Here is a 12,910-nt window from a genome sequence, read left to right on the forward strand (position 1 = left end):
ACGCTCGAAAGCCGGTTGACGCCCAAACGCGGCGCCGCCCGCCATGTCAAAAGCAGAGAAACCCGAGCAAGGCCAAGACAACGGGGATAACGGGAGACAACGTCGATGAAAGCGCAGGTTCCGCAGGCCACGCACGCCGTGACGAACCAGACGCCGCCGCTCGAGCACTACAACCTCTACGCGACGGATGCGGCCCTCGTCGCGGCCGTCGAGCGCGAAGGTGCCGGCTGGCATGGCGAAGCGCTGGCGGGCCTGGGCGCGCTCCTCGCTACGCCCGAGATCTTGGCCCTCGGGAGCCAGGCGAACCGCCACGCCCCCGAGCTGTTCACGTACAGCCCGCGCGGCGAGCGGATCGATACGATCGAGTTTCACCCAAGCTGGCAGCGTCTCCTCGCGCTGCTGCGCGAGCAAGGGCTCCATGCGCTGCCGTTCTCGGATCCGCGACCCAGTGCGATGGCCGCGCGTTGCGCCGGCTATTTTCTGCACGGGCAACTCGAGTCGGGCTCGCTCTGCCCGCTGACGATGACGTTCGCGAGCATCCCGGTGCTGCGCCGTGAGCCGGCGCTTTTCAGCGGGCTCGCCGATAAGCTCTACTCGCGCGAGCACGACGCGCGCGATGTGCCGCTCGCCGAAAAGCGTTCGATGATGGTCGGCATGGGGATGACGGAAAAGCAGGGCGGCTCGGACGTGCGCGCGAACCAGACGCGCGCCTACGCGCTCGAAGCTGGCGGCCGCGGCGGCGCATACCGGCTCGTCGGCCACAAATGGTTCTTCTCGGCGCCGCAATGCGACGCCCATCTCGTCCTCGCGCGCATCGACGACGACGAGGCCATCTCGTGCTTCTATGTGCCGCGCTTCGCGCCCGACGGCAAGCGCAACGCCATACAGCTGAACCGGCTCAAGGACAAGCTCGGCAACCGCTCGAACGCCAGCGGCGAAGTGGAATTCCTCGACGCGTACGGTGTGCTGATCGGCGAGGCCGGGCGGGGCGTGCCGACGATCATCGAGATGGCGAACTACACCCGGCTGGACTGCGTGATCGGCAGCGCGGCGCTGATGCGGGCGGCGCTCGTTCAGGCGATCCACCATGCGCGGCACCGCACCGCGTTCGGCCGACTGCTCATCGATCAACCGCTCATGCGCAATGTGCTGGCCGACCTCTCGCTCGAATCGGAAGCGGCGACGATGCTTTTCATGCGTCTCGCAGGCGCTTTCGACGCCCACTTGGCAGCCGAGGCGGGTAGCGGCGAACGCGAAGGCGATGTGGACCGCGCCTGGCGCCGCATCGTCACGCCGGCCGCGAAATTCTGGGTCTGCAAGCGCGCGCTGGCGTTTTGCGGAGAAGCAATGGAAGTGCTCGGCGGCAACGGCTACGTCGAGGAAGCGCCGATGGCGCGCTACTACCGCGAGGCGCCCGTCAACTCGATCTGGGAAGGGTCCGGCAACGTCATGTGCCTCGATGTGCTGCGCGCGCTCGAGCGCGATCCCGTAGGCGCGCAGGCCCTCATCGCGCATTGGCGGGGCGAGGCACAAGGTCATCGTTCGATGGAAGCGGCGCTGGACGGCCTCGAGTGGTCCCTGGCCGCGCCGCCCGAGGCCCGCGAGGCGCTGGCGCGCCGCCTCGTACAGCAGCTGGTGCTGTGCGCTCAAGCGGTACTGATGCTCCGGCATGCTCCCGCTTCGAGCGCCGAAGCGTTCATCGCCACGCGTCTTCCCGATGCGCCCGGTTTGCCCGGCGGTCCAGCAGCCGGCGGCGCCGTCGAATGGGGCCGCGTGCACGGGACGCTGCCGGGGGGACTCGATCATGCCGCGATCGTCGAGCGAGCATTCGCGCCTTGAGTCGAAAGCGGCTACCCCGACACCGGACCAACATCGAGTCGATTTTCCCTCCTCGGCCAGTAGCGCCGAGGTCTTTCGGAGCGCACGATGAAAAACGACTTGCCCGATGACGCGGCGCTCACCGAGCTGTTGCGCGCGCAACGAGCGGCCCACATGCGCGAGCCCTATCCGCCGTGGGACGCACGGGCTGCCCACCTGACAGCGCTGCGCGCCATGCTGCTCGACAACAGCGACGCGCTTGCCGACGCGCTCAGCGCCGATTTCGGACAGCGCGCGAAGGCCGAGCTGTTGCTGTCCGAGCTGTGGCTCGCGAAAAACGAGATCGACTCGGCGCTCAGGCACGGCCGGCAATGGATGAAGACGCAACGTCGAGCGACAGGCCTCTGGCTGCGGCCCGCGCGCGCCGAGGTCATGCCGCAGCCGCTCGGCGTCATCGGCATCATCGCGCCGTGGAATTACCCGGTTCTGCTCGCCGCCGGTCCACTCATCTGCGCGCTCGCGGCCGGCAATCGCGCGATGATCAAGATGTCCGAGTCGACCCCGCATACGTCGGCGCTGATGGAGCGGCTCGTCGGCGCGACTTTCGCACTCGATCATGTCGCCGTCGTCAATGGCGACGCTTCGGTCGGCACGGCCTTCAGCGCGTTGCCGTTCGATCATCTCCTGTTCACGGGGTCCACCTCCGTCGGCAGAAAGGTCATGCGCAGCGCCGCCGAGCATCTGACACCCGTCACGCTCGAACTCGGCGGAAAATCGCCCGCGATCGTGGGGCCTCATGCACGCTTTCATGCCGCCGTCGACAGCATCGTCGCGGGCAAGACGCTCAACGCCGGCCAGACCTGCATTGCGCCCGACTATGTGCTCGTACCGCGCGGCAGCGAGGAGGCGTTCATCGCACGCGCCCGACACCGTGTCGCCAAGCTCTACCCCGACTTTGCGCACAACCGCGACTACACGACGATCGTGTCGGATCGGCGTTTCTCCCGACTCGTGCATCTCGCCGACGAAGCCGTCACGGGCGGCGCGCAGGTGCACCTGCTGGCGGACATGCCGCAGCCGCTGGCGAACGGGCTCGAGCCGGAATCATCGCGACCGGAAGGGGACCTGCATCGGGAACTGGAGCCCGCGGTCGCGCAAACGCGGCCCCGTCACGCCTCGATTCCCGCGGACCCGGCGAGCCGTCGCGTCGCACCTTGCATCGTGACGAATGCACCCGCGGACTGTGCGTTGATGCGAGAGGAAATCTTCGGCCCGCTGCTGCCGCTCGTTCCGTATGACACGCTCGACGAAGCCATCCACTACGTCAACGCGCGCGAACGGCCGCTGGCGCTCTATCTCTTCGACGAGGAACGCGCGACGGTCGAGCGCGTGCTGCGCGAAACGGTATCGGGCGGCGTCGCGATCAACGAAACCCTGCTGCAGATCGTCTGCGAAGGATTGCCGTTCGGCGGCGTCGGCGCGAGCGGAATGGGCGCGTATCACGGCTACGAGGGCTTCATGACATTCTCGAAGATGAAGCCCGTGTTCAGGCAGGCGCGCTTGAACGGCCGCGCGCTGTTGCTGCCGCCTTACGGAAGGCGATTCAATATGGTAATGAATCTGATGCTCAGGCGCTGAGCGGCGCTTCCTGCATCGCTCCGATTTGCTCCCGCAACTCGAGCACGCGTGCTTCCCAGTAGCGCTGCGTGTTGAACCAGGGAAACGCAGCCGGAAATGCAGGGTCGTCCCAGCGGCGCGCAAGCCACGCGGCGTAGTGAATGAGCCGTAGCGTGCGCAGGGGTTCGATCAGAAGCAGCTCGCGCCGCTCGAATTCGCAAAAATCCTCGTAACCGGCCAGCAAATCGGACAGCGCGCGCGTCGCATCGGCGCGCCCGCCCGGCAGCATGAGCCACAGATCCTGCACGGCCGGCCCCATGCGACTGTCGTCGAAGTCCACGAAATGCGGGCCGGCGTCGGTCCAAAGCACGTTGCTCGCATGGCAATCGCCATGCAGGCGGATCTGCCGCACGTCGCCGGCCTCCTCGAGCGCGCGCTCGACGCCCTCGAGCGCGAGCGCCGCGGCCGCCTCGTAGGCGGGCCGAACGTCGACGGGCACGAAGCCGCTTTCGAGCAGAAAATCGCGCGGCTCATAGCCGAACGAGCGAATGTCGAGCGACGGTCGCGCAACATACGGCGCCTGGCCGCCGACAGCATGGATACGCCCAATGAACCGCCCCATCCACTCCAGCGTATCGCTGCGCTCGAGCTCGGGCGCGCGCCCGCCGCGCCGGTCGAAGACGGCGAAGCGGAACCCGTCGAACGCGTGCAGCGTGCTCGCTTCGATTACGCGTGCAGGCACGGCCGGAATCTCGCGCGCGACCAACTCCGCAACAAAGGCATGCTCCTCCAGGATCGCTTCGTCGGACCAGCGTTCGGGCCGGTAAAACTTGGCGACGACGGGCGGACCGTCTTCGACGCCGACCTGATAAACGCGATTCTCGTAGCTGTTGAGCGGCAGCAGCCGCCCATCCGTGCGCTGTCCGGCCGGCGCGAGGACGCTGTCGAGCGCGTCCAGCACGCATTCGGGCGTGAGCCGCGTGAAGGGATGCGCATCGTCGCCCTCGGGCCGATGCGTGGCAGGATGCCCAGGCGGGTGTGCGTTCGGCGCGCTCGAAGAGTCCGACGAATCGGACGGATCGGGCGAATTAAAAGGGACGTCGTTCATTCCGGCATTGTGCCGCAACGGCGGCCGGACCGGCGCTCAATATCCGAGCCGAATCTACCGGGGGCTGTGATCGGCGCGTTGGAGTTCGGCTCAGTGGACCAGCGCGCCGGCGGGGCGGGCGACGAGCTCGCCGGTATCGATGAGGTCCTCGAGAAAGAACGGCTCGGTATTGAGTTGCAGCGATGCGCCAGGCTCGCCCGCATACCAAACGACCATCGCCATGTTGCCGAGAATGCGCATGACGATGCCGCGCGCGCCCGCGGGCACCGCGATATGCACGGACCTGACGATCGAACCGACTTGCATGATGTTTCCCCGTGGTCAGTAATGGGTGGTTGGGCCGTGGCGCATGGAGCGATTGTTCACGGAACCGTCACGGCACGATAGCCGAATGTAACGACCTATCTGCCGTCATTTCCCGCATTCATCCTTACGAATCGCTGTCTGCCGAAAGACGCTGCACGCGGTACGATTGTCGGTATGCGTGAAGTATGCCGCCAATGCGAAACCGCGGCGGCAAATCACATCGCGAAGGAGTGGAATTCGTATGGTCATTTCATTGCTGGCGGGAACGGCGCGCGTCGCCTGCGTGGCGGCGGCCGCCGTCGCGCTGGGCGGCTGTGCCGAGACAGCTCCCGATTACGTCAAGCCGACAGCAACCACGGCGAGAGCCGCCGATGCGCCGCAACCGGCGCCAAGCCTGGCGGCGCCGGCCAGCGACGCTCAATAACGGCGCCCGAGACCGGGCGTCACGCACGCCGGGCCTCGCTCAAGCGCCAATTCGGCGGCGGCACGCGCGTTCGCTGAACATAACACCATTGGCTGAACGGTCTCCTATACTGATTTAAGGCATGGTGCGCTACGGACCGATCGTCCGAGGCGCACCCACGGCGAACCCAGGGCGGCAAAAGCGGCAAACGCGAACGCTCTGCCCAGTGGGGCACCGCGCGCCGAACAAAAAGGAGGAGACAAGCATGATGCACTACTTCACGATCAGCGATTTCATCCTCATCATCCCGATGGCGCTCGCGGGCGCGCTATTCCTCGGGGCGTGCCCCACCTCGTCGACGTTCCTCCACAACTTTTTGCGGGTGATCGGCGCGATGCTCGGCGTCGTGTTCGCGGTCGTGCTCGTGGAAGGATTGCCCGCACTCGTCTAGCGGCGCGGGCGTAAGCCCGACTGCCTTATCGGATCGGCTGATCGGTCGACGGCTTCTCCCAAAGGTTGACGCCGGCCTCCGTCGCATAGCGGTCGATCTCGGCCAGCTCGTCGGCTGAAAAGTCGAGGCGCGCCAGCGCCGCGACGTTTTCGCGTACCTGCTCCGCCCGACTCGCGCCTATGAGCGCGGACGTGACACGCGCATCGCGCAACACCCACGCGAGTGCCATTTGAGCCAGGCTTTGCCCGCGACGCTCGGCGATCGCATTGAGCTTGCGCACGCGCTCGATGTTTTCGGCGCTCAAATGACTCTGTTGCAGCGAGCCGCCCCCCGGCTTGTTGATACGCGCATCGGCAGGCACACCGTTCAGGTACTTCGATGTCAGTAGCCCCTGTGCAAGCGGTGTGAACGCAATGCAACCGGTTCCAGTCTCGTCGAGTGCGTCGAGCAGCCCCCCTTCGATCCAGCGGTTGAGCATGTTGTACGAGGGCTGATGAATCAGGAGTGGAACCTTGTGCTCGCGCAGCAATTCGGCGATCTCGCGCGTCTTGCCCGCCGAATAGGAAGAGATGCCGACGTAGAGCGCCTTGCCCTGGTGTACCGCACTCGCCAGCGCGGCGGCCGTTTCCTCGAGCGGCGTCTCGGCATCGAAGCGGTGCGAGTAGAAGATATCGACGTAGTCGAGCCCCATGCGCTGCAGGCTTTGGTCGAGGCTCGCGAGAACATACTTGCGCGAACCGCCGCCTTGGCCGTAAGGTCCCGGCCACATATCCCATCCGGCCTTCGTCGAAATGAGCAGTTCGTCGCGGTAGGGGCGGAAGTCGTCCTTGAAAAGACGACCGAAGTTGATCTCGGCCGTACCATATGGGGGGCCGTAGTTATTGGCGAGATCGAAATGCGTGATGCCGAGGTCGAACGCCGTGCGCAGAATGTCGCGCTGCGTCGAAAGCGGCGTCGTATCGCCGAAATTGTGCCAAAGACCGAGCGACAACGCCGGCAGCTTCAATCCCGACTTGCCGCACGTGCGGTATTGCATTTCCGCGTAGCGGCTCGAAGCGGCTTCATAGGCCATTTTGGGTCCTCATGGATAAACTCGAAACGGGGCCGGCGCCCTCGGGTACGCACCATGCGGCGACTCGGCGGCGAGCGGACTTGAAACACACGGACACGCGCCACGCCAATTCCCGGGCGGCGACGTTCCCATTCACACCAATTGCCATGACGAAAGCGGTTTCCATTGCATTGATCGTAGGCGGCGTCGTACTGCTCTATTTCGGCGGCCAGTCGATCCATTCGTTCGCGAACGACATGTCGCGCATCTTCACGGGCGCGCCGACGAACAAGACGATCTGGCTCGTTGCGGGTGGCGTCGTCGCCACGATCGCCGGGCTCATCGGATTGGCTTCGTCCGTGGGCTCCTCACGCAGAGGCTAGCCGCCCCCACCCGCTCAGAGCACGACCTCAGGCTTCGACGCCGAACGCGAGCCCGGCAACGGTACGTTGCTCGCGCCGTGATAGGTGAAGACGAGCGAATACTTCACTTCGTCGGTGACGTTGCGGCTCGCCGAGTGCAGCGTGTTGCAGTGAAAGAATACGACATCGCCCGCCTCTAGCTCGGGCGAGACGGCAGTCGCGATCAGCGCGCTGTTTTCGGGAAGATCCGAGCGGAAGAACTTGGCCGCGTCGAAGCGGTCGGATGTGAACGCCTGGTTGTGCGAGCCGGGCACGAACCAGAGCGCGCCGTTATCGACGAATTCGGGGCCCAGCGCGAGCCAACTCGAGATGAGATCGTCGCGCTCGAACGACCAATAGCGTGCATCGCGATGCCAGCCCGTGAGGCTGCCGTAAGCGGGGTGCTTTGTCATGATGCAGTTGTGATGGGCGCGCGAAAGATGCGGCGTCTCGCCGAAGTAAAGCTCCATCCATCCGCGCACTTCCACGGCCGCGGCCCATTCGCGCAGCAGCGCATGCCGCGCGTAGGCGTCGAGCAAGCGGCGCACGGTATGTCCGCCGGGCGCTTGCCTCGATTCGGGGGCGCCGGGATAGCGCAGATCGGCCTCGTATTCGATGGGCGGCTTCGCTTCGTTCAGCTCTTTCAACGCTAGTGCTTTCAGCGCGGCGCACCGCTCAGGAGAGACGAGCCCTTTCACCACGACGTAGCCGCGCTCACGTAGCGTGTCTACCTGCTCTTTCTTCGATTGCTCTGACATTGAGACGATCCGTTCCCGAAAGGCGGTTGTTGTAGCAGCACCGCCTATTGTAAAGCGGGCGCGAACGGTATGCTCCGGGTCGCGCGTGGGCTGCGGGGACGGTCCAGGTTGCGCGACACCGCGCAGGTGCACCGGTACACCGGACCCGTGCAGCGCTGCCCCGGGGTGATACCGACTTTCCTCTGTCACGATCCCCGTGTAGGCTTGAGTGTTATATGGATTGCACTAGCCCTTCTCCGGCGACGCGGCTCGGCCGCCGTTCTGACGCCGGACTGCGCGCCGTCCGTCCCTCGAGCTTCACATGGCACGATTGCTGCGTCGAACGCGGCGCCACTGGACGGCCCTTGCTCACTTTGTTCGCTGACTGCTCCTCAAGGGGGTTTGCTATGCGCGCCCGCGACGCAGCCGCGGGGCGCTGGCGGACAGACAGTTCGCTGGCAGCGGTCCAGCGCGCACTGACCTTGTTACTCTGCCATCCATGAAAAGACGAATTGCCTTCCGCCTGAAACAAGCCGCGCTGAAAGCGGCGCGCCCGGCGCGGCGCGGCATCGTTCGCGCGTTGCGCCACCACGCCGCAAGCGCCCGCAGACAATCGGCCCGCGCGAATCCGAGCGTGAGGTCAGAGCCGGCCGGCGTCCTGCGCGCCTGGCTCCGCGCGCTCGTTGCGGCGCTACTGGCGAGGAATGCCGTGCGGTCGTTCTCGCTGAACACCCTCCTGCGCCACAACACACGGCCTCGCGCCGCGGCGGCGCGCAATTCGTATCGGGCGATGAGCAGTCGGCGCGTGAGGCGGCTCGCAGCCAGCGCGGGATGGTTCTCGTTCGCACCGTGAGCACGAAAATTGCGCCTCCTCAGTGGACCACTGACGAGCGGCGCTGAAGCTCGGAACTGTTGACGAACGAGTGCCTCCCCGAGATCGGGGAGAGACGGTGGCTCGTGCCGCGGCGCGCGAGCGCGCACGCTTCAGCCCGCCCCGGCGGTCGGCAGCGGACTAAAATACAACCCATGAAACCGCGCTCGATGCCTCCGAATATGGCTCCTAACGAAGAAAGGCCGCGTAAGCGCATGTCGAAACGGATGCTGAACGTCCTCACCGCACTGGTCGGCGTGGGCACGCTTGCGGCCGGGATCGGCTGGCTCGTCTACAGCTGGGTCGTCGACCTGGAAGTGCCGTATTTCGCCATTCCGCTCGTGATGTGCATGCCCGTCATCGTGGCCGTCGCGTTCCGAAACTGCTTCGATTGAGATGTCGAACAGCTGACGCTCGCTCGGCCCGCGCCTTCGCGCGGGTATGCGCATTGCGCGGCTTTCAATCGTCATTGTTGACGAATGGGAGCTGATGATGCCGATACCGACTTTGCGCGGCTTGAACGTCGATGAGTCGATACAGCGCTTTTTCGGCGGCGGCGGCGCGGACGGCGATGGCGCGTCCGAACACCCGGCCGATGAGCCCGAACAGCAACAGGAAGAACCCGCGCAGCCCGAGTTGCCCGATCCAGTCGAAGTAGGCGAAGACGGCTAATCTCGCCAGCGCCAGGACGACACGACCTTATCCAGATAAAACGAAACCCGGGAGCCGCCGCAGCGAGCCACCGGGTTTCCTATGATCCTGACCGAACTCGGCCGTCAGCGCCCGGCGCGGGCGCCTTCGCGTCGCCGGACCTTCGCGCGACTTATGCCACGGCTGCCACAGGTTCCGTGCCGGCCGCCTCGGCCAAAGCGAGCGCCTTATCGGTCGCTTCCCAGGAGAACTCGGGTTCTTCGCGGCCGAAGTGGCCATACGCAGCCGTCTTCTCGTAAATCGGACGCAACAGGTCGAGCATCTGAATGATGCCCTTCGGACGCAGATCGAAATGCTCGCGCACGAGTTCGGTGATCTTCGCATCGGAGACGCGTCCCGTGCCGAACGTGTTGACCATCACCGAAGTCGGCTGCGCCACGCCGATCGCATAGGACACCTGGATCAGGCAGCGCGAAGCGAGTCCCGCCGCGACGATGTTCTTCGCGACATAGCGGCCCGCATAGGCGGCCGAACGGTCCACCTTCGACGGATCCTTGCCCGAAAACGCGCCGCCGCCGTGCGGCGCCGCGCCGCCGTATGTATCGACGATGATCTTGCGGCCCGTCAGGCCGCAGTCGCCCTGAGGACCGCCGATGACGAACCGCCCCGTCGGGTTCACGAGGAACTTGATATCGCCCTTGACGAGCTCGGCCGGCAGCGTCGGCTTGATGATCTCTTCGATCACGGCCTCGCGCAGCGCGGGAAGCTCGACGTCGGGCGCATGCTGCGTCGAAAGGACGACGGTGTCGATCGAATGCGGCTTACCGTCGACGTAGCGCACCGTCACTTGCGACTTCGCGTCGGGACGCAGCCAAGGCAGACGGCCATCGCGACGCAAGCTCGCCTGACGCTCGACGAGCCGGTGCGACAGGTGGATCGGAAGCGGCATCAGCTCGGGCGTTTCATCGCAGGCATAGCCGAACATCAGGCCCTGGTCGCCCGCCCCCTGATCGAGGTTGTTGTCGTGCGCGCGATCGACGCCCTGTGCGATATCGGGCGATTGCTTGTCGTAAGCCACGAGCACCGCGCAGCCGCGGTAGTCGATGCCGTAATCCGTGTTGTCGTAGCCGATGCGCTTGATCGTATCGCGCGCGACCTGGATGTAGTCGACGTTGGCGGTCGTCGTGATCTCGCCGGCCAGCACGACGAGACCGGTGTTGCAAAGCGTCTCGGCCGCGACACGCGAGTACTTGTCCTGCGCGAAGATGGCGTCGAGGATGGCATCCGAGATCTGATCCGCGACCTTGTCGGGATGACCTTCGGAAACGGATTCGGAGGTGAAGAGATAGTCGTTTGCCACGTTTCGGACTCCTTATTGGTTACGGTTCTTTGCGTTTCACGTAGCCAACTTCGGGAGCCTGAAGCGGCGACGCTTTAGCGGATTCCTGCACCGCGGGAGCGCTGATCGCGCCCGGCGGCTTCGCCCCGCAAGTTGTCAATTAACTCGGCGAAGGTCGTATTATAGCGGCTTTCCAAAATCGCCACATACCGAGCCTCGTGAATCACCCTGCCAGTGGTCTGGTCTTTCTCTTGCCGATCCCCCTTTCCTCAGGCGTTTGCGCGCTCGCCACCCCGGCCCGTTCGGGAGGCCGCGCATGCTGACGCGAGTCGGCACGAAGATCGCCATCGGGCTGCTCAAGCTGCTCGCCATGCTGCCCTACGGCCTCGTCGCGCGCGCGGGTGACGGCCTCGGCTGGCTGCTCTATCAGATTCCGAGCCGGCGGCGCCGCATCGTCCACACGAACTTGACGCTCTGCTTTCCCGAATGGAGCGACGAAAAGCGCGAGGAAATCGCTTGCAAGCATTTTCGGCAGGCGATCCGCAGCTACCTCGAGCGCAGCGTCCAATGGTTCGCGTCGGCGAAGAAGCTCGACAAGCTCGTTCAGGTCGACAGCGAAATAGATCTGACCGATCCCGACATGCCGCCGACGCTGCTGCTTGGCTTTCACTTCGTCGGCATCGAGGCGGGCTCGATCTACATCAACCGGGCGCTCAGGCGCCAATGCGCGTCGCTCTATCAGCCGATGTCGAACCCCGAGCTCGAGGAGGTGGCCAAGCATGCGCGCGGCCGCTTCGGCGCAGACATGGCGAGCCGCGCCGACAGCGCGCGCATCGTGCTGCGCTGGCTGCGCGAGCGAAAGCCCGTGATGCTCGGCGCCGACATGGACTACGGCCTGCGCAATTCGACCTTCGTGCCGTTCTTCGGCATTCCGACCTGCACGCTGACCGCGGTCGGCCGGCTCGCGAAGGCCGGCAACGCGCAAGTCGTACCGTTCATCGGCGAGGTGCTGCCCAATTACAAGGGGTATCGGCTGAAAGTCTTCAAACCCTGGGCGAACTACCCGAGCGGCGACGACGAAACCGACGCACGCCGCATGAACGCATTCCTCGAGGAACAGATTCCGCTCATGCCCGAGCAGTACTACTGGGTCCATAAGCGATTCAAGACGCGTCCGCCCGGCATGCCGAGCTTCTATTGAACGCGAGCCTCGCGAGAGCCGCGCGTCGCTTACAATAGCCCGCCATGAGACTCAAGTTCACCAAAATGCACGGCGCGGGCAACGACTTCGTCGTGCTCGACGGCTACACGCGCGAACTCGCGCTGACGCCCGAGCGCGTGCGCGCGCTGGCGGATCGTCATTTCGGCATCGGTGCCGATCAGCTGCTGCTCGTCGAGCGGCCGCGTACGGCCGGCGCCGACTTCCGGTACCGCATCTTCAACTGCGACGGCGGCGAGGTCGAGCATTGCGGCAATGGCGCGCGCTGCTTCGTCAAGTTCGTCCGCGATAGAGGGCTCACCGACAAGCGCAGCGTGCGCGTCGAGGTCCATGGCGGCCTCATCACGCTGACGATGCAGGACAACGGCGAAGTCGTCGTCGACATGGGCCGGCCCGTCTTCGAGCCTGAAAAAGTGCCGTTCGACGCGAGCGGTCTCGTGGGTCGCCGGGAAGGCGCCGATACCGTCTGGCCCGTCGAGGCAGCCGGAGCGACGCATTGGGTGTCGGTCGTGTCGATGGGCAATCCGCATGCGGTGCAAGTCGTCGACGATGTCGAGGCCTATCCCGTCCTGACGGTAGGCCCTGAGATCGAGCGCCACGTGCGGTTTGCCCAACGCGTCAATGCCGGCTTCATGCAAATCGTGTCGCGCGACGCGATCAAGCTGCGCGTCTTCGAGCGTGGCGCAGGCGAGACACTGGCCTGCGGGACCGGCGCCTGCGCGGCGGTCGCGGCCGGCATCCGGCGCGGCCTTCTCGATTCGCCCGTCACCGTTGAAACGCATGGCGGGACATTGACCATTGCCTGGGACGGCTCGCGCGACGAAACGGCCCCGCTCACGATGGCCGGCCCCGCCGCCACGGTGTTCGAGGGTGAAATCGAATTGCCGGATTGAGCAGACGTCGTTAGCGTTTCCGCCAGCCCCTTTTTTGCGCCCCAT

Annotated in this window: 15 protein-coding genes; 10 read left to right on the forward strand and 5 right to left on the reverse strand. The window is 65.4% G+C overall.

All coding sequences use genetic code 11. The annotated features are described in order from the left end of the window. The first annotated feature begins 105 nt into the window (after positions 1 to 105). Both C9I57_RS07455 and C9I57_RS07460 read left to right on the forward strand, forming a co-directional pair. A complete protein-coding gene (locus tag C9I57_RS07455) occupies positions 106 to 1,839 on the forward strand; it encodes an isovaleryl-CoA dehydrogenase (RefSeq protein ID WP_107149990.1) in 1,734 nt (577 codons plus the stop codon). Between the two features lie 153 nt (positions 1,840 to 1,992). Further along, complete coding sequence (locus C9I57_RS07460; protein WP_440130186.1) at positions 1,993 to 3,456, forward strand: coniferyl aldehyde dehydrogenase; 1,464 nt, start codon at positions 1,993 to 1,995, stop codon at positions 3,454 to 3,456. On the opposite strand, the gene C9I57_RS07465 is transcribed toward C9I57_RS07460, so the two are convergent. Together C9I57_RS07465 and C9I57_RS07470 are read right to left on the reverse strand one after the other, a co-directional pair. Beyond that, positions 3,446 to 4,543 (reverse strand): serine/threonine protein kinase, encoded by a 1,098-nt coding sequence (locus tag C9I57_RS07465; protein WP_107150184.1) that lies wholly within the window; start codon positions 4,541 to 4,543, stop codon positions 3,446 to 3,448. The genes C9I57_RS07460 and C9I57_RS07465 overlap by 11 nt on opposite strands. A gap of 90 nt (positions 4,544 to 4,633) precedes the next feature. Beyond that, positions 4,634 to 4,849: a hypothetical protein gene (locus C9I57_RS07470; RefSeq protein ID WP_018441236.1), complete on the reverse strand. Its 216-nt coding sequence runs from the start codon at positions 4,847 to 4,849 to the stop codon at positions 4,634 to 4,636. 241 nt (positions 4,850 to 5,090) lie between these two features. Between C9I57_RS07470 and C9I57_RS07475 the strand changes: the two genes are divergently transcribed. Both C9I57_RS07475 and C9I57_RS07480 read left to right on the forward strand, forming a co-directional pair. Continuing rightward, a complete protein-coding gene (locus C9I57_RS07475) occupies positions 5,091 to 5,273 on the forward strand; it encodes a hypothetical protein (protein ID WP_107149992.1) in 183 nt (60 codons plus the stop codon). 244 nt (positions 5,274 to 5,517) lie between these two features. Beyond that, positions 5,518 to 5,703 (forward strand): hypothetical protein, encoded by a 186-nt coding sequence (locus C9I57_RS07480; RefSeq protein WP_181321761.1) that lies wholly within the window; start codon positions 5,518 to 5,520, stop codon positions 5,701 to 5,703. Between the two features lie 25 nt (positions 5,704 to 5,728). Here C9I57_RS07480 and mgrA read toward each other — a convergent pair whose 3' ends face one another. Next, positions 5,729 to 6,775: an L-glyceraldehyde 3-phosphate reductase gene (mgrA, locus tag C9I57_RS07485; RefSeq protein WP_107149993.1), complete on the reverse strand. Its 1,047-nt coding sequence runs from the start codon at positions 6,773 to 6,775 to the stop codon at positions 5,729 to 5,731. A gap of 146 nt (positions 6,776 to 6,921) precedes the next feature. On the opposite strand from mgrA, the gene C9I57_RS07490 reads away from it, so the two are divergent. Next, complete coding sequence (locus C9I57_RS07490; RefSeq protein ID WP_107150186.1) at positions 6,922 to 7,137, forward strand: DUF3185 family protein; 216 nt, start codon at positions 6,922 to 6,924, stop codon at positions 7,135 to 7,137. Between the two features lie 14 nt (positions 7,138 to 7,151). Here the strand turns inward: C9I57_RS07490 and C9I57_RS07495 are convergent, their stop codons facing one another. Then, on the reverse strand, positions 7,152 to 7,913 hold the full coding sequence (locus C9I57_RS07495; protein ID WP_107149994.1) for a phytanoyl-CoA dioxygenase family protein: 762 nt from the start codon (positions 7,911 to 7,913) through the stop codon (positions 7,152 to 7,154). Between the two features lie 478 nt (positions 7,914 to 8,391). Between C9I57_RS07495 and C9I57_RS07500 the strand changes: the two genes are divergently transcribed. The 3 genes from C9I57_RS07500 to C9I57_RS07510 all read left to right on the forward strand — a co-directional run bounded on the left by C9I57_RS07500 (position 8,392) and on the right by C9I57_RS07510 (position 9,435). After that, a complete protein-coding gene (locus C9I57_RS07500) occupies positions 8,392 to 8,745 on the forward strand; it encodes a hypothetical protein (protein WP_107149995.1) in 354 nt (117 codons plus the stop codon). A 233-nt stretch (positions 8,746 to 8,978) separates the two neighbouring features. Continuing rightward, positions 8,979 to 9,158: a hypothetical protein gene (locus C9I57_RS07505; protein ID WP_440130182.1), complete on the forward strand. Its 180-nt coding sequence runs from the start codon at positions 8,979 to 8,981 to the stop codon at positions 9,156 to 9,158. A 94-nt stretch (positions 9,159 to 9,252) separates the two neighbouring features. After that, positions 9,253 to 9,435, forward strand: a complete 183-nt coding sequence (locus tag C9I57_RS07510; protein WP_146166182.1) for a hypothetical protein — start codon at positions 9,253 to 9,255, stop codon at positions 9,433 to 9,435. A 151-nt stretch (positions 9,436 to 9,586) separates the two neighbouring features. Here C9I57_RS07510 and metK read toward each other — a convergent pair whose 3' ends face one another. Further along, positions 9,587 to 10,774: a methionine adenosyltransferase gene (gene metK, locus C9I57_RS07515; protein WP_018441245.1), complete on the reverse strand. Its 1,188-nt coding sequence runs from the start codon at positions 10,772 to 10,774 to the stop codon at positions 9,587 to 9,589. A 295-nt stretch (positions 10,775 to 11,069) separates the two neighbouring features. Between metK and C9I57_RS07520 the strand changes: the two genes are divergently transcribed. Then, positions 11,070 to 11,954 carry a lipid A biosynthesis lauroyl acyltransferase gene (locus C9I57_RS07520; RefSeq protein ID WP_107149997.1) on the forward strand — a complete coding sequence of 295 codons (885 nt, stop codon included), beginning with the start codon at positions 11,070 to 11,072 and terminating at the stop codon, positions 11,952 to 11,954. Positions 11,955 to 11,998: 44 nt separating this feature from the next. Next, on the forward strand, positions 11,999 to 12,865 hold the full coding sequence (gene dapF, locus C9I57_RS07525; protein ID WP_107149998.1) for a diaminopimelate epimerase: 867 nt from the start codon (positions 11,999 to 12,001) through the stop codon (positions 12,863 to 12,865). Positions 12,866 to 12,910: the final 45 nt, after the last annotated feature.

It is taken from the genome of Trinickia symbiotica (genome assembly GCF_003028655.1).
GTDB lineage: Bacteria > Pseudomonadota > Gammaproteobacteria > Burkholderiales > Burkholderiaceae > Trinickia > Trinickia symbiotica_A.